Origin of the sequence: Pseudochrobactrum albidum, assembly GCF_051851455.1 — a bacterium.
Taxonomy (GTDB): Bacteria; Pseudomonadota; Alphaproteobacteria; order Rhizobiales; family Rhizobiaceae; genus Pseudochrobactrum.
The window spans coordinates 1-21961 of the sequence record NZ_JBPVTR010000016.1 but is presented as its reverse complement, the minus strand read 5'-3'; the positions used below and the strand labels follow the sequence as shown (position 1 = coordinate 21961).

Annotated in this window: 20 protein-coding genes, 1 tRNA gene and 1 CRISPR repeat array; of the genes, 14 read left to right on the top strand and 7 right to left on the bottom strand. The window is 53.4% G+C overall.

The window, feature by feature from the left end; genetic code table 11:
- Position 1 precedes the first annotated feature (1 nt).
- Positions 2-925 (top strand): energy transducer TonB family protein, encoded by a 924-nt coding sequence (locus tag ACSTTO_RS01850; protein ID WP_439271416.1) that lies wholly within the window; start codon positions 2-4, stop codon positions 923-925.
- Positions 926-976: 51 nt separating this feature from the next.
- Here the strand turns inward: ACSTTO_RS01850 and dut are convergent, their stop codons facing one another.
- On the bottom strand, positions 977-1459 hold the full coding sequence (gene dut, locus ACSTTO_RS01845) for a dUTP diphosphatase (RefSeq protein WP_439271414.1): 483 nt from the start codon (positions 1457-1459) through the stop codon (positions 977-979).
- Between the two features lie 367 nt (positions 1460-1826).
- Between dut and ACSTTO_RS01840 the strand changes: the two genes are divergently transcribed.
- Complete coding sequence (locus ACSTTO_RS01840; protein ID WP_439271413.1) at positions 1827-2648, top strand: class II glutamine amidotransferase; 822 nt, start codon at positions 1827-1829, stop codon at positions 2646-2648.
- A gap of 13 nt (positions 2649-2661) precedes the next feature.
- Here ACSTTO_RS01840 and mbfA read toward each other — a convergent pair whose 3' ends face one another.
- The 3 genes from mbfA to ACSTTO_RS01825 form a co-directional block, all read right to left on the bottom strand.
- Complete coding sequence (gene mbfA / locus ACSTTO_RS01835) at positions 2662-3645, bottom strand: iron exporter MbfA (protein ID WP_439271411.1); 984 nt, start codon at positions 3643-3645, stop codon at positions 2662-2664.
- 103 nt (positions 3646-3748) lie between these two features.
- A complete protein-coding gene (locus ACSTTO_RS01830) occupies positions 3749-4240 on the bottom strand; it encodes a GNAT family N-acetyltransferase (protein WP_439271410.1) in 492 nt (163 codons plus the stop codon).
- Positions 4241-4416: 176 nt separating this feature from the next.
- Complete coding sequence (locus ACSTTO_RS01825) at positions 4417-6600, bottom strand: malate synthase G (RefSeq protein ID WP_439271408.1); 2184 nt, start codon at positions 6598-6600, stop codon at positions 4417-4419.
- A gap of 347 nt (positions 6601-6947) precedes the next feature.
- Between ACSTTO_RS01825 and ACSTTO_RS01820 the strand changes: the two genes are divergently transcribed.
- Entirely contained in the window at positions 6948-7505 is a 558-nt protein-coding gene (locus ACSTTO_RS01820) for an HNH endonuclease (protein ID WP_439271407.1), read from the top strand.
- A 27-nt stretch (positions 7506-7532) separates the two neighbouring features.
- Here the strand turns inward: ACSTTO_RS01820 and ACSTTO_RS01815 are convergent, their stop codons facing one another.
- Positions 7533-8066 (bottom strand): disulfide bond formation protein B, encoded by a 534-nt coding sequence (locus ACSTTO_RS01815; RefSeq protein ID WP_439271406.1) that lies wholly within the window; start codon positions 8064-8066, stop codon positions 7533-7535.
- Positions 8067-8228: 162 nt separating this feature from the next.
- Positions 8229-8819: a YqaA family protein gene (locus ACSTTO_RS01810; RefSeq protein WP_439271404.1), complete on the bottom strand. Its 591-nt coding sequence runs from the start codon at positions 8817-8819 to the stop codon at positions 8229-8231.
- A 255-nt stretch (positions 8820-9074) separates the two neighbouring features.
- Between ACSTTO_RS01810 and ACSTTO_RS01805 the strand changes: the two genes are divergently transcribed.
- From ACSTTO_RS01805 to ACSTTO_RS01755, 11 genes are all read left to right on the top strand, one after another.
- Positions 9075-9159, top strand: a tRNA-Leu gene (locus ACSTTO_RS01805).
- A 63-nt stretch (positions 9160-9222) separates the two neighbouring features.
- Entirely contained in the window at positions 9223-9819 is a 597-nt protein-coding gene (locus ACSTTO_RS01800; RefSeq protein ID WP_439271403.1) for a glycosyltransferase family 25 protein, read from the top strand.
- A gap of 313 nt (positions 9820-10132) precedes the next feature.
- On the top strand, positions 10133-12655 hold the full coding sequence (cas3, locus tag ACSTTO_RS01795; protein ID WP_439271401.1) for a CRISPR-associated helicase Cas3': 2523 nt from the start codon (positions 10133-10135) through the stop codon (positions 12653-12655).
- Between the two features lie 297 nt (positions 12656-12952).
- Complete coding sequence (casA, locus tag ACSTTO_RS01790) at positions 12953-14419, top strand: type I-E CRISPR-associated protein Cse1/CasA (RefSeq protein ID WP_439271400.1); 1467 nt, start codon at positions 12953-12955, stop codon at positions 14417-14419.
- Positions 14416-14973, top strand: a complete 558-nt coding sequence (casB, locus tag ACSTTO_RS01785) for a type I-E CRISPR-associated protein Cse2/CasB (protein ID WP_439271398.1) — start codon at positions 14416-14418, stop codon at positions 14971-14973. The genes casA and casB overlap by 4 nt, the downstream gene beginning before the upstream one ends.
- Positions 14970-16028, top strand: a complete 1059-nt coding sequence (gene cas7e, locus ACSTTO_RS01780; RefSeq protein WP_439271397.1) for a type I-E CRISPR-associated protein Cas7/Cse4/CasC — start codon at positions 14970-14972, stop codon at positions 16026-16028. The genes casB and cas7e overlap by 4 nt, the downstream gene beginning before the upstream one ends.
- Complete coding sequence (gene cas5e, locus ACSTTO_RS01775) at positions 16028-16714, top strand: type I-E CRISPR-associated protein Cas5/CasD (protein ID WP_439271395.1); 687 nt, start codon at positions 16028-16030, stop codon at positions 16712-16714. Before cas7e ends, cas5e begins: the two co-directional genes overlap by 1 nt.
- On the top strand, positions 16711-17376 hold the full coding sequence (cas6e, locus tag ACSTTO_RS01770; RefSeq protein ID WP_439271394.1) for a type I-E CRISPR-associated protein Cas6/Cse3/CasE: 666 nt from the start codon (positions 16711-16713) through the stop codon (positions 17374-17376). The genes cas5e and cas6e overlap by 4 nt, the downstream gene beginning before the upstream one ends.
- Positions 17373-18326, top strand: coding sequence for a type I-E CRISPR-associated endonuclease Cas1e (gene cas1e / locus ACSTTO_RS01765; protein WP_439271393.1), 954 nt, complete (start codon positions 17373-17375; stop codon positions 18324-18326). The genes cas6e and cas1e overlap by 4 nt, the downstream gene beginning before the upstream one ends.
- Positions 18323-18613 carry a type I-E CRISPR-associated endoribonuclease Cas2e gene (cas2e, locus tag ACSTTO_RS01760; protein ID WP_439271392.1) on the top strand — a complete coding sequence of 97 codons (291 nt, stop codon included), beginning with the start codon at positions 18323-18325 and terminating at the stop codon, positions 18611-18613. The genes cas1e and cas2e overlap by 4 nt, the downstream gene beginning before the upstream one ends.
- 80 nt (positions 18614-18693) lie before the next feature.
- Positions 18694-21405: direct repeats of the CRISPR family, unit length 29 nt; unit sequence GTGTTCCCCGCACACGCGGGGATGAACCG.
- Positions 21406-21553: 148 nt separating this feature from the next.
- Entirely contained in the window at positions 21554-21745 is a 192-nt protein-coding gene (locus ACSTTO_RS01755; protein ID WP_439271391.1) for a MobA/MobL family protein, read from the top strand.
- Positions 21746-21834: 89 nt separating this feature from the next.
- Here the strand turns inward: ACSTTO_RS01755 and ACSTTO_RS01750 are convergent.
- Positions 21835-21961 (bottom strand): transposase (locus tag ACSTTO_RS01750; protein ID WP_439271086.1); only part of this gene is annotated, 127 nt, incomplete at its 5' end.

The following is a 21961-nucleotide window of genomic DNA, read 5'->3' as shown; positions in this document are numbered from 1 at the left end:
CATGAAAGATTTGCCGATTGATCATCCGCCGGTGCGGGGTATGAAAAACGGTCTGATCTCTGAAGAGGCTGGCTTCAAGCGCAGGGATGCAGTGCGCTGGAGTGTTGCGGCTCTTGTTGTTTTAACTGTTCATGGGGCTGGTGCCTATGCTCTGCACTCTGAACATGTGCATCATCAGCCTGAGGGAGAGCCGCCCGCTGCCATTATGCTTGAGCTTGATCCGGTTGCACAGGCACCGGAAGCGGCGCAGGATTCTGCAATCCCTTCAGCAGAAACTTCGCCTCATCCTGATCAGGCAGAATATGAGCCGCAGCCGCAGGCAGAGCATGCTGAAAGCAAAGAACCTGTAATTGAAGAGCCGCAAGAGCTTGCTGCAGCGGATCCGGTTGAAGAAGTGCCGGAGGTGATCGAGGCGCAAAAGCCTGAAATTGTGCTGCCAAAAGTGGCGGAAAAACCGAAGAATGAGAAAAAGCCTGAGCCAAAACCTGAAAAGCCGAAACATAAACCACGGCACAGGGAGAAGGCCGGAAAAACACAAAAAGCGGCTGAGACACAGGCTGCCTCCGCTCCGCAAATCAATGCGCAGAATTCTTCGCGCATGGCGGCCAGCCTCAACCGCCAAAGCAATGCATCCGCCGGAATAAGCCCTGCCAAATGGCAGTCAAAGGTACAGGCGCATCTTGAGCGCAAAAAACGCACAGCCCAACGCAGGCTGGGGCGTGCAGATAAAGGAATTGTGCAGATTGCTTTTGTGATTGATGCTGGCGGGAATGTGATATCGGCACGTATTAGCGGCACATCCGGAAATCCGCAGGTGGATCAGGCCGCGCTCTCGGCTGTAAAGGCGGCCTCACCGGTGCCGGCTCCGCCGCCGTCAATGGCTGCCTCGCGCATACCTTTTCAGGTGCCGTTCAAATTTAACTGATAAGCAGCGCCGCATGAATTTTGCGGCGCTTTTTGTGACATCAGATAAAAGTCATTTATGGCCGGTTGAGCCAAAACCGCCGGCACCGCGTGTTGTCTGGCTGATCTGAATACGCTCTTCCACTTCAACCCGCGCCACAGGCGCAATCACGGCCTGTGCAATGCGCATGCCCCGCTCAATGCGGAAATCATCATCACCAAGATTGATCAGCAGAACCTTAACCTCACCGCGGTAATCACTGTCAATTGTGCCGGGCGTGTTGAGGCAGGTGATACCGTTTTTAAAGGCAAGGCCGGAACGCGGGCGGATTTGTGCCTCATAGCCTTCCTCCAGCTCAAAAATCAGACCTGTTGGCACCAAAGCGCGGCGACCGGGAAGTAAAACAATCTGACGATCCTCCGGCACTGCAGCGCGCAGATCAATGCCGGATGCGCCTGCGGTTTCATATGCCGGCAGATCAAGCCCTTCGGCATGTTCAAGACGGACAATTCCGAGCTTCGGGCGGGAATGAGATGAAGGGGAATTGGCAGACATGATAAAACCTTCTCAGACAATATATGATTTAAAAAGAGCACTAACCACAGAAGAAAGCAATTTAAAAGAGACAGAGCATTTATAGCATTCATCTTCTGTGTAAATTATTTCAAACTTATGGCATCGGCCACCTGTTGCTCTGCGGTTTTTGCCGCTATTTTTGTGGGAGCATTTTATGTAATTTTGCCATTTTTAGCTGGCAGAACCGCAAGGCGCTGTTCCGGTGTGCTCTTATGGGTACAACTATAAGTATGCAGTGGAGCAGGGCATTATTAACCATATTGCATTAACCATATTGGTAAAAGATAATAGCAGGCAGCAAACGGCCTGTCAGTTTTATCTTCCGATCAGTTGTCAGAGTGTTTTCATGTGTCGCTGGGCTGCATATTTCGGTTCTGATCTTTATCTTGAAGATATTATAACTTCGCCTTGTCATTCCTTGATTGCGCAGAGCCACCATGCGCATGAGGCAAAAACCGCAACCAATGGTGACGGCTTCGGCGTGGCCTGGTATGGCTCACGGGAAGAGCCGGGGCTTTATCGGGATTTGTTGCCTGCCTGGTCGGATCAGAATTTGCGCAGCCTTGCTCGCCAGATCAATTCACGGTTGTTTCTGGCGCATGTGCGCGCTTCAACCGGCGGAGAGACCAGCCGCGCTAATTGTCATCCTTTTGTTTATCAGCGCTGGAGTTTTATGCATAACGGGCAGATCGGCAGTTTTGACCGGTTGCGCCGCAGCCTTGAGGCCTTGCTCCCCGATAATCTTTACAGTCACAAATCCGGCTCAACGGATTCGGAACTGTTTTTTTTGCTGATGCTGCATTTCGGGCTGGATGATGATCCTGTATCTGCACTCAAGCGCACGGTTGAAACAATTTATGATGCCGCGAAAGCCGCACATGTGCCGCCATTTATCCGCCTGACAGCGGCATTTTCTAACGGGAAGACTTTATTTGCCGTGCGTTATGCCAGTGATATTTATGCGCCGACATTATACACCGCTAAAATGGCTTCATCAGGCGTATGCGTGGTATCGGAGCCGCTGGATGGTGTGGCTGAAAACTGGATGGCGGTGCCACGCAACAGCTTTGTCACCATCGACAGGCCAAATCATATTTGTATTGAGCCATTTATGGATAATGTGCAACCTGTCCGGCCTGCCGCAGCACTGAGCGTGGCGGCAGGCTGAAAAGGTTTTAACCTCAGGCATTCCCGATCAGGATACCGGCGGCCAATACCAGTGCGCCGCCAAGCACCACCTGAAAGGCCGCGCGCATGAACGGCGTTTCCATAAAACGGTTCTGAATATAGGCAATGGCCCATAATTCCACAAAAACAATAAAGATTGCTATGCTGGTTGCTGTCCAGAATTCCGGAATGAGATAGGGCAGGGCATGGCCAAGACCGCCGATTGTAGTCATGATCCCGCTGGCAAGGCCGCGTTTCACCGGCGAGCCGCGCCCTGATAAGTGCCCGTCATCATGGGCGGCTTCTGTAAAGCCCATTGATATGCCGGCCCCCACAGAAGCGGAAAGGCCGACAAGAAAAGTTTGCCATGTATCCTGCGTGGCAAAGGCCGCAGCAAAAATCGGTGCCAGTGTGGAGACGGAACCATCCATCAGCCCCGCAAGCCCGGGCTGGATATAAGTGAGAATCAACTGCTTACGCTCACTGGCACGTTCCTGATCCTGCACATCTTCCGGTGTCAGCTTTTGTTCCAGATGTTGCGCGCGTGCCTCATGATGCTTCTCCTCCAGTGCCAGATCGCCAAGCAGTTTGCGTGTGGCGGCATCTGAAACCCGCATGGCAGCCTGTTGGTAGAACAGTGCCGCCTGCTCTTCCATCTGTGCGGCCGTGGCGCGCACCTTATCGATACCAAGTGGGCGAACCAGCCAGTCAGGCTTGCGCTCATAATAACCGCGCACATGTTCGCGCCGGATCAGCGGTATTGTCTCGCCAAATCTTTGGCGGTGCAGGGCAATCAGGCGATCACGGTGATTGTGCTCTTCTTGCGCCATAGCCTCAAAAATTTTGGCCGATTGCGGATATTGCTCCCGCAGGCCATCGGCATAACTGAGATAAATGCGGGCATCATCTTCTTCTGAAGATATGGCCAGCGCCAGAATTTCCTGTTCTGAAAGACTGTCAAATGAACGGCGTGAAGAGGAAAAAAAGGAGGAAAACATACAGGCCTCTTTTTTAGAATTGTTCTAAAAATATATAAATTAGAATAATTCTAAATGCAATGCGGTTTTACATTGCAAATTTGCGTTAACAAAAACGTGAATGTCAGAGAATGCGCTGCATCAATATAAGATCAAGCCAGCGGCCGAATTTGCGGCCAACCTGCGGCAGCAGGCCTGCCTGCGTGAAGCCGTATTTTTCATGCAGGCGCACAGATGCGGTGTTTTGCGCTTCAACAGCGCCGAGCAATACGTGGATATTATTGCCATATGCATGCTCCAGCAAAGCCTGCATCAATCTGCTGCCCGCACCTTTGCCGCGGGCATGTGCCGCCACATAAACTGATAATTCTGCTGTATATTTATAGCCCTCAAAGGCACGAAACGGGCCATAGCTGGCATAGCCAAGCAGTTGCTGTCCCTCCATAAGAACCAACACGGGAAAGCCCTCCTTTTTTCGGGACAGCAACCATTGCTCACGGTTTTCAAGATCAACCATATTGTTGATCCAGACGGCTGTCGTATGGGCTATGGCATCATTATAAATATCGAGAATAGCCGGCAGATGGGTGGTGTCAGCATGGGAAATGGTTGGCATAATCGGCCTCGGGGCATTTTGACGGATGACGCAGCGGTTTTGCAAAAAGAAATAAGGAGCATCAATTATTTACGGCGTTTTTCTGCCAAATTGTAATGCATCTGTTCTTATGAAAATGGCAGGCGGGATGCACCCTGCCTGCCATTTTTATGCTGCTTATCCGGCTGGTCAATAATTTATTGCTGCGCAGCCTTGAATTGCCGGCGGCGGGCATGGAGCACAGGTTCTGTATAGCCATTTGGCTGTTCCCGCCCCTTAAAGACCAGATCACATGCCGCCTGAAAGGCGATGGAAGCGTTGAAATCCCTTGCCATTGGCAGATAGGCCGGATCACCGGCATTTTGTTTATCCACTACCGCGGCCATGCGTTTCAGGGTTTCCATCACCTGCGCCTCACTGACAATGCCATGATGCAGCCAATTGGCAATATGCTGGGCAGAAATGCGCAAGGTGGCGCGGTCTTCCATCAGGCCGATATTATTAATATCCGGCACCTTGGAACAGCCGACACCCTGATCAATCCAGCGCACGACATAGCCAAGAATGCCTTGCGCATTATTGTCAATTTCGGCCTGCACATCTTCCGGCGCCCAATTGGTATCACGGGCAACAGGAATTGTCAGAATATCTTCCAGTTTGGCCTTTTCACGGGATCTCAGTTGATTCTGTACCGCTGCCACATCAATTTTGTGGTAATGGGTGGCGTGGAGCGTTGCCGCTGTGGGCGAGGGCACCCATGCGGTATTGGCGCCGGCCTTGGGGTGGGCAATTTTTTGCTCCAGCATGGCAGCCATAAGATCCGGCATTGCCCACATGCCCTTGCCAATCTGCGCATGGCCGGTCAGGCCGCAGGCAAGGCCGGTATCCACATTCCAGTTTTCATAGGCGGCAATCCAGGCCGCCTGTTTCATATCACCCTTGCGAATAACAGGGCCTGCTTCCATGGAGGTGTGGATTTCATCCCCCGTGCGGTCAAGAAAACCGGTATTGATGAAAAAAACACGCTCTTTGGCTGCGCGGATTGCCTCCTTGAGGTTTACCGTCATGCGGCGTTCTTCATCCATAATACCCATTTTCAGAGTATTGGGCGCAAGGCCGGCCAGGCTTTCAGCCCGCGCAAAAATCTCTGCCGCAAAGGCCACTTCCTCGGGGCCGTGCATTTTTGGCTTTACAATATAGACCGAGCCGCTGCGGGAATTAAGCCGTGTGCCCCTGAGTTTGCCATCTGCCGTGCCAATATCGTGCAGGGCGATCACCGCGGTGAAGGCGGCATCAAGAATACCTTCCGGAATTTCATTGCCATCACTGTCAAGAACAGCCGGATTGGTCATAAGATGACCGACATTGCGGATCAGGAGCAGCGAGCGCCCGGGCAAAGTGAGGGCAGAGCCATCGGCTGCGGTATAATGACGGTCGGCATTGAGCTTGCGGGTAATGGTTTTGCCTGCCTTTTCAAAGCTCTCTGATAAGGTGCCTTTGAACAGGCCGAGAATATTGCGATAGGCCAGAACCTTATCGGCAGCATCAACAGCGGCAACGGAATCCTCACAATCCTGAATGGTGCTGAGTGCTGATTCCAGCGTGATATCGGCAATATGCGCCGGATCGGATTTGCCAATCACATGGGTGGCATCGCAGTAAATTTCGATATGCAACCCGTGATTTTTGAGAAGGATGAGGGAAGGGGATGAGGGTTCTCCCTGATAGCCGGCAAAGCCCAGAGGATCTTTCAGGGATACGGATTTGCCGTTATCAAGCGTAAGGGAGAGCTTTGTGCCGGCAATTGTAAAACCTGTCACGTTTTCCCAGCGCCCCTCACTCAGCGGGGTTGCCTCATCAAGAAAGGCTTTTGCCCAGGCGATTACCTTAGCGCCGCGCACCGGATTATAGGTTTTGCCCTTTTCCGCACCATCTTCCTCGCTGATCGCATCGGTGCCGTAAAGCGCATCATAAAGCGAGCCCCAGCGCGCATTGGCGGCATTCAGCGCGTAACGGGCATTCATCACCGGCACAACAAGCTGAGGGCCTGCAATACTGGCAATCTCAGGATCAATATTGGCGGTCGTGACCTGAAAATCCTCACCTTCCGGCAGCAAATAACCGATTTCACGCAAATATGCCTGATAATCAGCCATGGTATAATTGCGGTTGGCTTTATACCATGCGTCAAGTTTTGCCTGAATCTCATCGCGTTTGGCAAGCAATGCACGGTTGCGCGGTGCAAGATCCCTGACCATTGCCGCCAATCCTGCCCAGAAAGATGCTGCTTCTATGCCGCTCTGCGGCAAGACTTCCCCTTCCAGAAAACGGCTCAGTTCCTGATCAACCTGCAAGCCTGCATGTTCAATACGCCTGCTCATTATATGCTCCCTGTGTGTTCGCTGCTTTCCTCCGCCTCAGCTTAGTCCGAACTGCAGATAAAAAGAAAGTGCCGTCAGGCAGCAGTCTTGTCAAAGCTGTCAATAAATATTGGTATTATTGCATGTAACATGGGGGCAGAAGAGCCCTGGAAAAACAAAATCTGTTTGACTGAAAAATGCAGCGGCTTCACAATAATGACATGTGCTGCTTCCATATTACTTATGGTAAAAATATCCGGTTTTCGCGTATTGTTTTATCAGGTGCTTATTTTTCCTGAAACTGCTCTCATTTCTATATTGCCATGAATGTCTGAAAAGACTGCAATATAATCACAGGAGGTGTTTCTTTGACTGTAGCCGCATTTGCCGGCCGGTTGCCGGCATTGGTACTGAACGCGGATTTTCGTCCGCTCAGCTATTATCCTTTATCGCTGTGGTCGTGGCAGGATGCGATCAAGGCTGTTTTTCTCAACCGTGTCAATATTGTCGCAGAATATGATACGGAGATCAGTTCGCCGAGTTTTTCCATGCGGCTGCCAAGTGTTATCAGCCTGAAAACCTATATTTCACCGCCGACCTATCCGGCCTTTACACGGTTTAATGTTTTCTTGCGTGATCGTTTTGAGTGCCAATATTGCGGTGCAAAACATGATCTGACCTTTGATCATGTCATTCCGCGTTGTTGTGGCGGGGAGACAACATGGGAAAATGTGGTGGCAGCCTGTTCCCCTTGCAATTTGCGCAAGGGCGGCCTGATGCCGGCCAAAGCACAGATGTGGCCGCGGCAGAAACCCTATATGCCTACAGTTTTTGATCTGCATAAAAATGGCAGGCGGTTTCCGCCCAATCACCTGCATGAAAGCTGGATTGATTATTTATACTGGGATGTGGAGCTGGAGCCGTAAATAAACGCCTCCGGCTTTTTTGAGCTGTTATTTGCGGCAGGATTTGCAGTTTGCGCCGCAAAAGGCAATGATTGCCAGAATGAGTGCGGCAACAGCGTTCCAGCCGGCAAAGGAAATGCCAAGAAAACGCCCTGCAGCCACATCGCAGGCAGCAGGCCGGATAGCATTAAGCTCATTGAGGAGGTTGCCTGCATTGGTGGTGATAGCGACAGCGCCGGTTGTGCAATCTGCAGGCCCTGCCCAGAATTTCCATTCTACGCCGGCATGGTAGACGGAAAGCATAAAGCCATAAGCCATCAGCAGGCCGGCGACAACCAGCAGGATGCGGATGAGTTTTTCTGATTTTCCCAATGCTGATAAAATTGCGCCAAACAGCATTAATGGTATGCCGGTATAATAGGGGATACGTTCCTCAAGGCATAATTTGCAGGGCAGATAACCACCGATATATTGAAAAGCAAGCGCCGTGCCAACCACGCCCGCCATTGCTATAGCCAGAAAACCAGAGATCAGAAGATGTTGTCTTGACATTGTCTTTGAGGTGCAGCTGCTGTCCGGCACGGGCGGGATCCTTGTGATGTGTTGTTTTAAGACAGTACAGTCATTTTGTTATGGCATAAACATGGCTGCACTATCTTCATTGCACAGCCTGTTGATATCTGGTGTGTCTTAATATTTGTGCGCATAATTCATCTTGTGCTTCTGATTATCGCAGGTGCCGGTTTATAGATGCACATATTTGATGATGGCAAAGAGCGCAATCAGCACACATGCAACCGCAATAGCGATGGTGCCGAGGCGTTTTTCAATAAAATCACGGATTGGCTCGCCAAAATGTTGCAGGAGCCATGCCAAAAGTAAGAAACGCGCGCCGCGGGCAAGAACGGCTGAGATGATGAACAGCCAGATATTGATATTGGCGGCACCGGCAAGAATCGTCACTACTTTGATCGGCGGCAGATGTGATAGGCCGGATGTAATCAACAGTAGCAGGATCATGTCGGCGCTGGTGCTGCCGCGCAATTTTTCAAAGGTGTCGAGCTTGCCGTAAAACTCCAAGACCGGTTTGGCCACAGCCTCATAGGCATAATGGCCGATATACCAGCCCAGAATACCGCCCAGAACAGACATGACAGTTGCGATCAGGGCATATTTCCAGACCTTGCGGGGGCGGGCAATGCCCATTGGCACAAACAAAACATCCGCAGGGATGAGAAAAACTGAACTTTCCACAAAAGCGATAAAACCAAGCCACAGGGCTGCAGATTTGCGTCCTGCGAGTGAAATTGTCCAGTCATAAAGTCTGCGCAGCATAATAGCCTCTGTTATAAATCTGGGAAAAGGAAGAGGCACAAGCCATTCAAATTCGATGCTGTGTGTAAAACGAAATATCTTTCAGAGCAATGCAGTGCAGTGTTATTGCGGTTGATACGGAAAATTATCCATGTGCGACCGATATTTGTTAAAATAATATCGTCATAAATGGATTTTGCCAGTTGACGGCAGGGCGGTTCTCACTATATTTCGGCACACCAGTGTGGCACTTGATATGAAGTGCCTGCAAAATGTGCGGGTGTGGTGGAACTGGTAGACGCGCCGGACTCAAAATCCGGTTCCGAAAGGAGTGTCGGTTCGATTCCGACCACCCGCACCATTTTCCTTGAATAATCTGGTATGATTGCTGCATTTTATCGCGATATTATACAGGCGAAATTTTATGAAAGCCTATCTGATCAATCTGGATCGTTCGGATGACCGTTTGCAGCGCATGAAGGGGCAGTTTGCCAAGGCAGGGCTTGAATTCGTCCGTGTTCCGGCTGTTGACGGGCGCGCGATGAATCATGCGGAACTGGCAGAAATCAAACGTAACCCGGGCTGGGAACAGCCTTTATCTCTGAGTGAGATCGGGTGTTTTCTCAGCCATCGTCGTTGTTATGAGCAAATTGTTCAGGCGGGGGAAAGATTCGCAGCCGTTTTTGAGGATGATATTGCCTTTTCCAGAAATGCGCAGCAGTTCTTTGCTGATGATGGCTGGATTCCCGATGATGCGGATATCATCAAGCTGGAAACGCATGGCCGCAAAGTGCTGACAGGTGAGCCGGTGGCACAAGTTGCCGGTGGCTATGAGGTGGCGCGCCTGCTTAGCCAGAATATTTTATCTGCCGGTTATATTATTTCTGCCCGTTGCGCTGCCTATCTTCTGGAGCATATGAATGATGCGGCTGCACCGATGGATCATTTTTTGTTCACGCCTGCTTGCGGATTTTTCAGGCAATTAAAAATTTATCAGGTTAATCCTGTGATTTGCGGGTAGGCAGGGCTGGAAAGCACACTTGGTGCAGAGCGCGAGAAAGAGTATCAACGCCCGCCGGTGTTATATCGAATTATTCGTGAGATTAAACGGCCGCTCAAGCGGCTGGCTGTTTATTTGCGGGGGATTTATATTAATCGTTGCACAACCAGACGCTGGGGAAAAATTACCCCTCTTGAAGAATAAAGACATCAATTTGATTGATATGCCGGCAGTTATTCCGGTTTTTTAAAATTCTCCTTTATATAATGTGCCGAAACACTTAATCTTTGCTTATCAGGTTAGGTGTCGGGTCTGAAAATAGTCTGAGGGGGATATGGACTGGGGAGTATGGCCGGGCAAGAGCCCGTCGGTTGAAGGGGAGCCCGAGCATCCTGCAGCCTATCATATGCTGGATGTTGCCGCAGTGGCAGAGCAGCTGATCGCGCCGTTTGATTTTTCACCCGGCTTGCGGGATGCGCTGGTTTTTCTGGTGGCGCTGCATGATCTTGGCAAAATAAGCGAGAGCTTCCGTAATATGCTGCGCGAGGGGGTGCCGCAGTCTTGGCGGCATTGGGAGCTGAGCGAAGTTTTTCTTTATGCCTATGATGATCTTATAGAAGCGCATCTTGGCGGCACAAAACGTTTGCGTCAGGTGCTCTATGCGGCTGTTGCCGGGCACCATGGCAGGCCTTCAGACCGTGAAATTGGCAGGCCTCCTTTAAAAGTGCAGGGCAACAGGGCGGTTGTTCAGGCCTTAAAGTGTGCGGGCAGCGGGCAGGCGGCGGCGGGGGAGCTGATTGCCGCTTTTTGCGCTTTATGGCCTGATGCCACGCTGAATGAACTGGAACCGGAGAGTGAGAGACTGACGGCGCTTGGCTGGTGGCTGCCCGGTTTTTGTGCGGCGGCTGACTGGATCGGTTCCGGCAAATGCTGGTTTGCATCCACGCCTTTTGCAATGCCGCTTGAAGATTATCTGCAACAGGCGCGCAAAAAGGCGCAAGCCGCAGTTGAAGAGGCAGGGCTTGCCGGTGCGCGTTGCTTGAATGAGCCTTTGTTTGATTTTGCCCTGCGCCCCATGCAGCAGGCCTGTTGTGATATCTATTTGCCGGAGCAGGAGCCTGTTCTGGCAATTATTGAGGAGGAGACCGGCGCGGGTAAGACCGAGGCAGCTTTGCTGCTTGCGCAACGCATGGTGAATGCGGGCAAGGGGCGCGGGCTTTATGTTGCGCTGCCGACAATGGCAACGGCCGATGCCATGTTTGTGCGTGTTGCCGGTGCGATGAAGCGCATGTTTGCCAATGCCTCGCTTGCGCTGGCGCATGGCCGCGCTGCCTATTCAGAAACATTTCGCAGTCTGGTGCGTGATACGGGCGCCAATTATGGTGAGGATGAACCATCCTCCACCGCTTGGCTCATGGAAAACCGCCGGCGCGCATTGCTTGCCGATATTGGCGTGGGTACGATTGATCAGGCGTTGATGGCGGTTTTGCCGGTCAAATATCAGGCTCTGCGCCATTATGGTCTTTCATCAAAGATTTTGATTGTTGATGAAGTGCATGAGATGGGCGAGCCTTATATTGCCGAGGAGCTTGTGGCGCTGTTGCGTATGCATCGTGCGGCAGGCGGGTCTGCCGTATTGTTAACGGCAACCCTGCCGCTCAATCTGCGCCAAAAATTGTTGGCAACCTATGGGGGTTCCTCGGCAAATGCCGCTTATCCGGCATTAACAGTGGCGGGCGGGCAGGCAATAACTGCCTTTGCTGCTGATCCGCGGCCGGTAAAAGGCGATGTGGCAGTCAGGCGGCTGGATTCAGCGGATGAAGCTTTGCAACTTATTGCAGAACAAGCCGCTAAAGGGGCTGCCTGTGCATGGGTGCGCAACGCGGTTGATGATGCGATTGCGGCGGTCAGCGCATTGCGGGAAAGGGGCATTGCGGCTCATCTTCTTCATGCGCGTTTTGCTTTATGTGATCGTAAGCGCATTGAGGCGGAAATGCTGGCGCGTGCAGGCAAAAACGGCAGCAATCGTGCGGGTTTTGTGTTGGTGGGCACGCAGGTGCTTGAAGCCTCGCTTGATCTGGATTTTGATGTGATGGTGTCGGATATTGCGCCGGTTGCCGCCCTTATCCAGCGGGCGGGGCGGCTGTGGCGCCATATGGATGAGCGTCCGGCATGTGGGCGGCCGGTGCGGGAGCCTGTGCTTTATGTGCTTTCGCCCGATCCTGATCAGGTTGCGGATTCACGCTGGCTTCACGGCACGCTGGAGCGCGGTGCATGGGTTTATCCGGTTAGTGATGTGTGGCGCAGTGCGCGTGTTTTGTTTGGCGTCGGAAAAATCTCTGCACCAAAGGGGCTGCGCGCCTTGATTGAGGCAGTTCACGGGGATGAGGCAGAGCCCGTGCCGGCGCCTCTTGTGCAGGCAGAAACAGAGGCGGAGGGCAAGGGGCTTGGCGCCCGCACACAGGCGCTGCATAATATTATTACATGGGGCAATGGTTACCGCAGCGAGGGGCGCGGTAATGATGATGCACATTACCCGACCCGTTTGGGTGATGAGCGGCGCATGCTTGTGCTTGCCCGGCGCACCAATGACGGGCTGGTGCCATGGGCTGATCACGGGGCGGCGGGGGAGGCATGGCCGCTCTCGGAGGTTTCTGTTGCCTGTAAGCGGATTGCCAATCTGCCGATACCAGATCAATCAGCGCCGGAGATTTGCGCAATCACCAAGCATTGGCCTGCATGGAAGCGCGAGGCCTATCTGCTTTGTCCGGTTGAGGATAATGGCAGAATTTGTGAAGGCTTGCATTATGACAGCGAATACGGTTTGATATATGCTTCCCTTTGTAAAAAGGGATGAACCGTATGATTTTAAGTTTGGGATCGTAGATTGGTTTTAGTTCCTTGCGCTAGCGGGGATGTTAAACAAAGAGGAAGTGTGATTATAAGTTTTATAAAGTATGAATTTAAATTTGTAGAGAATTTGACTTCTCTTTGCAAAAATGCTAGAAACAAAAAACGGAGGTAAGGCAACGGAAAATCTTGTCTGTCTATCCGTTCTGGGGGGTATTTTGCGTTAAAAACGCAAGCGTTCTTCTTGGCGGATAGGTGGCTTGGCATATGTCTTGCTGCCTATTCGTATTTATGGGGGAGAGTCATGTCGCTTAATCTTATAAATGATGCGTGGATTCCTGTTATTTGTGCTGGCGGGGAGCGGCGCATTATTGCGCCCTGGCAAATGGCTGAACCGGATATTATCGAGCCGGACTGGCCGCGGCCGGATTTGAATATTGCCTGTTATGAATTGTTGATCGGGCTGGTTTATCTTGCTGATCCGCCTGCCAATAACAGCGATTGGGATGCACGTGAAAAAGGTGATCCCGAGCGGTTGCGGGCACGGCTTGCGCCTTTTGCTCCTGCTTTCAATCTTATTGGTGAGGGTGCGCTTTTTCTGCAGGATCCGGCATTGCTTGCGGGTGAACCTAATCCTGTCGATATGCTTTTTATTGACAGTGCCGGCGCGCAGACTGCGCGCAATAATGCTGATTTGATGGTGCATCGCGCGCGCTATAATCAGCTTGATCTGCCGCTGGCAGCAATGGCGCTTTATACATTTCAGGCCTTTGCGCCATCGGGCGGCGCCGGAAACCGCACATCCATGCGCGGCGGCGGCCCCATGGTTACCTTGGCAGATCCTGGCGGCGGGCTTTGGGATATTGTCTGGGCCAATGTTCCGGCAGGCTTGCCGGGGCAAATGAGTGATCTGCCATGGATGCGGCCTGTACGCACATCGGAAAAAGGTGAGCAGGTGATGCCGGAAGGGCATGTCTTTGGTGCGGAGGCATTTTTTGGCATGCCGCGCCGGTTGCGTCTGGTTGGGAATAATGCGGCTGTTACCGGAGTTATTCAAAAACCCTATGGCATTAATTATGCGGGGTGGAAACATCCGCTCAGCCCTTATTATCGCCTCAAGGTTGGCACTGAGTGGTTGCCCAAACATCCGCGTGCGGGGCGTTTCAGCTATCGCAACTGGCTCGGTATTGTTTGTGAAGACAGGGTTGATGAGGCTGGCGTTTTGACGGAACTTTCCGCTTCACTGCGTGAGTGGAGGCAGCGGGTTGGCGGTGGCTCGCTTCTTGTTGCCGGCTGGGCGATGGATAATATGAAGCCGAGAGATTTTATCCTTTCACGCCAGCCGCTGATTGATCTGCCGGCAGAGACAAGCAGTCGTCTTGTCGGATTGATTGAGGCGGCGGAACATGCGGCATTGGTGTTGCGCAATGCCCTGTCAACTGTGCTTGCGGAGGGAGAAGTGCGCGAGGCAGAGCGTGAAGAGTTTTACCGTGCAACGGAAGCGCGGTTTTTTGATCATGTCCGTTCTCTTCAGGCAGGGGGTGAGCCGGAAACTGTCTGGCTTGCTGAATTGCGCGCACAGGCATTGGCGCAGTTTGATGCGCAGGCACAGCCCCTGCTTTATCAGCGTGAAATTGGGGTGGTCGAAAAAATTGTGAACGCACGCAAGTTTCTGAATATGGCATTTGCCGGCTATTCCAAACAGGGCAAACTTATTTTTGAAGCCCTCGGCATGCCTGTTCCGGTTGTCAAGAAGAGGAAAGCGGCATGAGTGAGGAGGCAAAAAAACAGCGCCCTGGCGAAATCGCCATGAGCTGGTGGAAAAGCAATATTGCTCCGCGTGATAAGGCTGATCTGCACAACAAGAATGATCTGTATAACGGGGCGGCAGCGCGTGGCCTTTCTGCACGGTTGCGCCGCGCTGACAGTGCGCTGGCGGTGTTGTGTGAGCCGAAGGTTCATGAATTGGCGCGTGATCTTCATTTCGGGCCGGCACAGGCTGAACAATTGGTGCAGCTTGTTTGCCTGCTTGCTGAAATACGCGGATATGAGGCGGCGCCGCTTGCCCGCAAGCTCGGCGGTGATGACCCTGTTCTCTCGCCTGCGCGTTTTGAAAAACTGATCCGCTCTGAAGGTGAGGCGCTGACTAACCTGATGCGGCGGGCGATCCGGATGGCAGAATACCGCTGCAATGTTGCAGCACTTGCCGGTGATCTTATCCATTGGAATGAGGCAACCCGCAACCGCTGGTGCTTCCATTATTTTGATACTGATGCGCCCCGTGATGAAGCGCAAAACAACAGCCTGGGGAGGGCAACTGAATGACTACTTTCCTGCAATTTCATCTGCTGACAGCTTATGGCCCTTCTAATCCTAACCGTGATGATCTGGGGCGGCCAAAGCAGGCTGTGATCGGTGGCGCGCCGCGTCTTCGCATGTCGTCACAATCCCTGAAGCGGGCATTGCGCGAAAGCAGCTTTTTTGCGCTGGATCTTGAAGGCAATATCGGCACACGAACCAAGCGGCTCTATGAAAAGCTTGTTGCGCATTTGCTCGATAAGAATGTGGCGGAAGCTGAGGCTGCAAAAGCGGCCGAGACAGTGGCCGAGATTTTTGGCAAGCTGGAAGCGCCGAAAAAAGATGCGCCTGGCAGAATTGCCAAGACGCTGGCATTTATTTCTCCGCAGGAATGGCAGTTTGCCTGTGAACTGGCAGAAAAAATTGCCGCAGGCGAAAATTTGCCAACAGATAAGGATTTGAAAAAACTGGTGCTGCGCCGCGCCGATGGTGCTGTGGATATTGCCATGTTCGGGCGTATGCTGGCAGATGATGCAGATTATAACCGTGATGCGGCGGTGCAGGTGGCTCATGCCATTACCACACATGAGGCTCAGGCTGAGGAAGACTGGTTTACTGCCGTTGATGATCTCAATAAAGAAGAAGAAACCGGTGCCGGACATCTTGGGGAAACCGGTTATGGCTCAGGCATTTATTATCAATATGTCTGTGTCAATTGCGATCTTTTGCTGGAGAATCTGGCTGGCGACCGTGAACTGGCGGCACGCGGTGCCGAGGCTCTCGCCCGTGCATTGGCGCAGACAACCCCGCGGGGCAAGCAGAATAGTTTTGCCCATCATCCGCGCGCGCATTTTGTGCTGGCTGAAGCCGGCCGGCAGGCACCGCGTGATCTTTCCGGGGCGTTTTTCAAGCCGGTTCAGCCGCATATGGCAAGCTCTGTCAAAGCTTTGGAAGAAATGCGTGCGGCCATTGATAAAGCTTACGGAAAAACCTGTGAGACAGATTGCCGTATGGAAGTGGGCGCAGAAGGAACACTTGAGGAGATCGTGCGCTTTGCCGGCGATACAGTGCGGGGTGTGTGATGCAGTCTTTTCTTGTATTCAGCCTCGCTGCATCGCTGGGGGCGATGGGTGAGCTGGCAGGTCATGAAAGGCGCGGTTCCCTGATCTGGCCGGCGCGCTCAGCCATTATCGGCCTGCTCGGGGCGGCGCTCGGTATCCGGCGCGATGGCGATTTTTCAGCACTGGACAGGCTGGAGGTTGATATTGCCATTTTTGAAACAGGGGCGCCTTTGCGTGATTACCACACGGTGGAAACAGTGCCTTCTGCCGCGGTAAAGATGCCCAATTCCCGCCCGCAAGCCCTGCTTGCCGCCGCATCCGGAAAAACCAATACGACAATCACATTGCGTGATTACAGAACCGGTGTGTTTTATGGTGTTGCCATACGGGGAGAGGAGCTGGAAGAGCTGAAAACCGCTTTGGCAAAGCCGCATTTCACGCTTTATTTCGGGCGCAAATCCTGCCCGCTGGCAGCACCTGCAGGCGCGCGGATTGTGGAGGCAGAAACGGCAGAAGCAGCCCTTTCTGAGGTTTCCGTGCCGCTTTGGCACCAGCGGGCGGAGGGCGCAAGAGCAAAAATTCTGGTCAGCGCCGATCCGGCAGGGGAGGTCATTCATGATATCCCGCTTAACCGGAAGCTTTGGCATTTTGCACAGCGCCGTGTTGCGCTGCGTCCGGTGGAGATTGTTGCGGGGGGCAAGGCATGAATCTTTTTCTCAGTCATCTCCGTTTGTCGCGCAGCCCGTCAGCAAGTGCGCTTGCAGGGGTGCTTATGCCGGAAAATGCCGCATTGCGGCGTTCTGTTCAGCATAATCTCCTCTGGTCTGTCTTTGCAGATAATCCGGAGTGTGAACGCGATTTTCTCTGGCGTGAGGAGAAAGACGGCAGTTTTTTTGTACTGTCTTCCCGTGCACCTTTGCAGACGGATCTGTTTGAACCGCACCGGATCAAGCCGTTTTCTCCGGCTTTTTCAGCCGGTGACAGGCTGGATTTTCTTCTGCGGGTCAATGCAACGCGGGCAAAACAGGGCAAGCGCGTTGATGTGGTGATGGATGCATTGCATCAGATATCACGCAGTGAGCGGGCTTCTCAACGCATGAAACTGGCGGATGAAGAAGGGCGCGTGTGGCTTGAGAGGCAGGGGGCAATATCAGGGTTTCATCTGCTGGAATCTCAGGCACATGATTATTCAACTGAAACCCTGCCGCTTTATCGCGGGCGCAAAGACCGCCCTCATTTTGGCATTATAGATTTGTCCGGCCGGTTGCGGGTTGAAAAGCCGGATGATTTTCTGGCCGCTTTGGCGAGGGGATTTGGGCGGGCAAAAGCCTTTGGTTGCGGGTTAATGCTGATCAGGAGGACGAGATGAGTAAGTCCGGGCAGTCTGGTCTGCCCGGGCTTACCCCGCCCAAGCTCATACCGCTCAAAGATCGCTCTTCACTGGTTTTTGTGGAGCGTGCCCAGCTTGATGTGCTGGATGGCGCTTTTGTTGCGGTGAATGCCGATGGCACACGCACCCAAATACCGGTAGGCGGTTTGGCTGGCATTATGCTGGAGCCGGGGGCGCGTATTTCTCATGCGGCGGTATCGCTTGCCGCCCGTGCGGGTACGCTTATTACATGGGTGGGGGAAGCGGGGGTGCGTCTCTATTCTGCCGGTCAGCCCGGGGGTGCTCGTTCAGACCGGTTATTGTGGCAGGCAAAAATTGCCCTGGATGATGCAGCGCGTTTGCGGGTTGTGCGCAAAATGTATGCCATGCGTTTTGGCGAGGATGCTCCCTTGCGCCGTTCTGTTGAGCAATTGCGCGGCATTGAAGGCGTGCGCGTGCGTGAAAGTTATGCGCTTTTGGCTGCACAATATGGTGTTGAGTGGAAACGCCGCCGTTATAATCCTGCCGATTGGGAGGCAGGCGATGTGCCAAATCGTTGTCTTTCTGCCGCAACCGCCTGTTTGCATGGCCTGACTGAGGCCGCAGTGCTGGCGGCAGGTTATGCACCGGCCATTGGTTTTCTGCATACGGGCAAGCCGCTGTCTTTTGTTTATGATATTGCAGATATTTTCAAGCTGGCAACGGTGGTGCCGGAGGCTTTCCGCATTGCGGGGCTTGCTGCCAAGGGTAAGCTTGATATGGCACCTGACCGGGCAGTAAGGCTTGCCTGTCGCGATGCTTTCCGCCGTGATGGTATTTTGCGGCGTATTATTCCGGTTATTGAGGAAGTGCTGCAGGCGGGTGAGCTGCCGCGTCCTGAACCTCCGGCCGAGGCGCTGCCAATTGCTTTTGAAGAAGAGCAATCAGGGGATCCGGGGCATCGCGGATGATTGTGGTGGTGGTTTCCAATGTTCCGCCAAGATTGCGCGGGCGGCTTGCGGCATGGCTGGTGGAAATAAGAGCGGGTGTTTATGTTGGCGATTATTCAGCGCGCACCCGTGAGATGATCTGGCAACAGGTGCTTGACGGGCTTGGTGAGGGGGATGCCGTTATGGCGTGGAATGCGCCGACTGATCAGGGCTATGATTTTCGTACCGCTGGCCAGAACCGCCGCATGCCGGTTGATTTTGACGGCCTGAAACTGGTGCGTTTTTTACCACCTGTAAAGACCACTTGAAGCTGATTTTATTGCGCTAAAAAGTTGGTACGATCTTTGACATTGCAAATATGTTTGTAAATCAATAGACTACAGGAAGAGTGTTCCCCGCACACGCGGGGATGAACCGCCGTGACTAAATGGGAAAACACACCTAACAATGTGTTCCCCGCACACGCGGGGATGAACCGAATGATGTGCGCCAGATGTCGTGCTGTGCTCGGTGTTCCCCGCACACGCGGGGATGAACCGGATTGGAGTTCACTATGAAAGACAACGACATTGTGTTCCCCGCACACGCGGGGATGAACCGTCGGCGGATCTTTATACCTGCATTGTGGTGAGGTGTTCCCCGCACACGCGGGGATGAACCGCCGCCAAAGGATCTAGTTCTAGGATTTGCAGCGTGTTCCCCGCACACGCGGGGATGAACCGGTTCCACTTGTCTTTATGGGTGGCGAGTTGACGTGTTCCCCGCACACGCGGGGATGAACCGACCTCATTGCTAGTATTACTTGGCTTTTCGATGTGTTCCCCGCACACGCGGGGATGAACCGCAAAATAACTGTTGACACTGTAACCCACCTGGGTGTTCCCCGCACACGCGGGGATGAACCGCGCATGGCAAATGACTATTATGCTGATATGGCGTGTTCCCCGCACACGCGGGGATGAACCGTTTGCCAAGCCCTCGTTAAACCCAGATGTGGCGTGTTCCCCGCACACGCGGGGATGAACCGTATAATGCGGATATGCAGGCTTACCAGTCACAGTGTTCCCCGCACACGCGGGGATGAACCGACGTATCCAATATGATGGCGGCGAACAGCCAGGTGTTCCCCGCACACGCGGGGATGAACCGGCTTACAGCATCTCCAGCATCTACGGGCGCACGTGTTCCCCGCACACGCGGGGATGAACCGGCTCACCATACTATTACGCATGGATCGGGTACGTGTTCCCCGCACACGCGGGGATGAACCGCTGGCAGAGGAACTCGGATTAAATCTCGGTTAGTGTTCCCCGCACACGCGGGGATGAACCGAAGCTATTGCAGGTCGCATGGCTGACGGAGAGGTGTTCCCCGCACACGCGGGGATGAACCGAAATGCTTGTGCCTGCTGCGATTGGTGTGCGGGTGTTCCCCGCACACGCGGGGATGAACCGCATTCTTGACGCGGTAACGGCGGCATTCACAAGTGTTCCCCGCACACGCGGGGATGAACCGTTCTGCTAGTCGTCGTGCATCTGCCATTATATGTGTTCCCCGCACACGCGGGGATGAACCGTTTTTTGAATTTACGGTTTCTGCGCCATCATCGTGTTCCCCGCACACGCGGGGATGAACCGACGACTGTTTTCCGCTGGCTTGCATCGTTCCCGTGTTCCCCGCACACGCGGGGATGAACCGTGACTTGCAGGCAAACAGACCCATATCGTCCAGTGTTCCCCGCACACGCGGGGATGAACCGATAGCCTGCTGCTCTGGGCTTAGATTGGTTGTGTGTTCCCCGCACACGCGGGGATGAACCGCCCCCCAGGTCGAAGGGTGGGGGTGGTCGACCGTGTTCCCCGCACACGCGGGGATGAACCGACCGCGACAGATAACTGTCTTCTTGTTCGGTGGTGTTCCCCGCACACGCGGGGATGAACCGCGCATGTTGCTGCTCCTGTTAGATTAGACGCTGTGTTCCCCGCACACGCGGGGATGAACCGTCTCGAACCAAATCACCGTTTTTTCGGTAGTAGTGTTCCCCGCACACGCGGGGATGAACCGGTATGTGCGTATGGGCACGCACCACGACCGGCGTGTTCCCCGCACACGCGGGGATGAACCGGCAAGAAGTCTCTTCGCAAAGTCCTTTGGGTCGTGTTCCCCGCACACGCGGGGATGAACCGATAGCGCCGCCACGCTGCAAAAGCTTCAATTCGTGTTCCCCGCACACGCGGGGATGAACCGGAGAAATGAAATGACAAAATGGCCGGTTGATTGTGTTCCCCGCACACGCGGGGATGAACCGGAAACTCAACAGGCAAGTTAGCAGACATAAGAGAGTTCCCCGCACACGCGGGGATGAACCGGCCAACGTTACAGGAATGGACAACGGTTCAGTGTGTTCCCCGCACACGCGGGGATGAACCGCACAGGGTGGCGGTACATCAGGAACAGAATACGTGTTCCCCGCACACGCGGGGATGAACCGCTGGCGAAAACGGCGAACCTATCCGATCTCGTGTGTTCCCCGCACACGCGGGGATGAACCGCAGCCCAGTCGGCAAAAACAGCGGCAGAGACTGTGTTCCCCGCACACGCGGGGATGAACCGCTGAGCTACATCAGTATTAGCGCGGGTGGCAGTGTTCCCCGCACACGCGGGGATGAACCGCTGGCCGCTCAGTTCCCCAAGCCTGCCGGACGGTGTTCCCCGCACACGCGGGGATGAACCGAACTATACCTACTAATGTTAGAAGTCCAAAGAGTGTTCCCCGCACACGCGGGGATGAACCGATCTGGATATCCAGAGGGCAATTAACTGGATAGTGTTCCCCGCACACGCGGGGATGAACCGCACTCACGCATATTCATTGAGTGGGGCAACCCGTGTTCCCCGCACACGCGGGGATGAACCGGTCAGGATGGCAAATCAGTCCGTAGAAAATACGTGTTCCCCGCACACGCGGGGATGAACCGTTGTTTGCAATATTGGTGTTTTGACGACCGGCGTGTTCCCCGCACACGCGGGGATGAACCGTGTACCGTAATGCACGCCTGCTGCGGATGCTCGTGTTCCCCGCACACGCGGGGATGAACCTTTTGTTGCGCTGCGGGTTATGGTTTTAACATAGAAGTGCTTACTTATACAAACTGCTTCGCGTTTGTGTGGGTTGGGGATGCTACGCTCCCCTTAACTCTTAGGTAAGGTATTGTGCTAAATCGGCGATTTATCATTTACGAGCAACGATGATTTCGCGAACTCAAGGACGTAGCGCAACTGCGGCTAGTGCCTATCGCTCTGCTGAACGCATTGAAGATCATCACACCGGTTTTGTGTTCGATTATGAGCGGCGTAGCGGCGTTGAACATACCCACATTCTTGCTCCAGAAGATGCGCCGGAATGGGTGCATACCGAATTAAAAAATCAACTGAAGTAAGTGAAGATGATGAATTAAACACAATAGCGGAGAATCGAATTGGCGAGCCTAGCATCAAAGTAAACTTGAATGATCTCTAAGCTCAGGACTCATTGATTTAGCCAGAAGATGACGGTTGCAGCGATGCAGATGGCGGAGAAGAAGGTGTGCGCGCATCGGTCGTAGCGAGTATGGATGCGTCGCCAGTCTTTGAGTTTTCCGAACATATTCTCAATT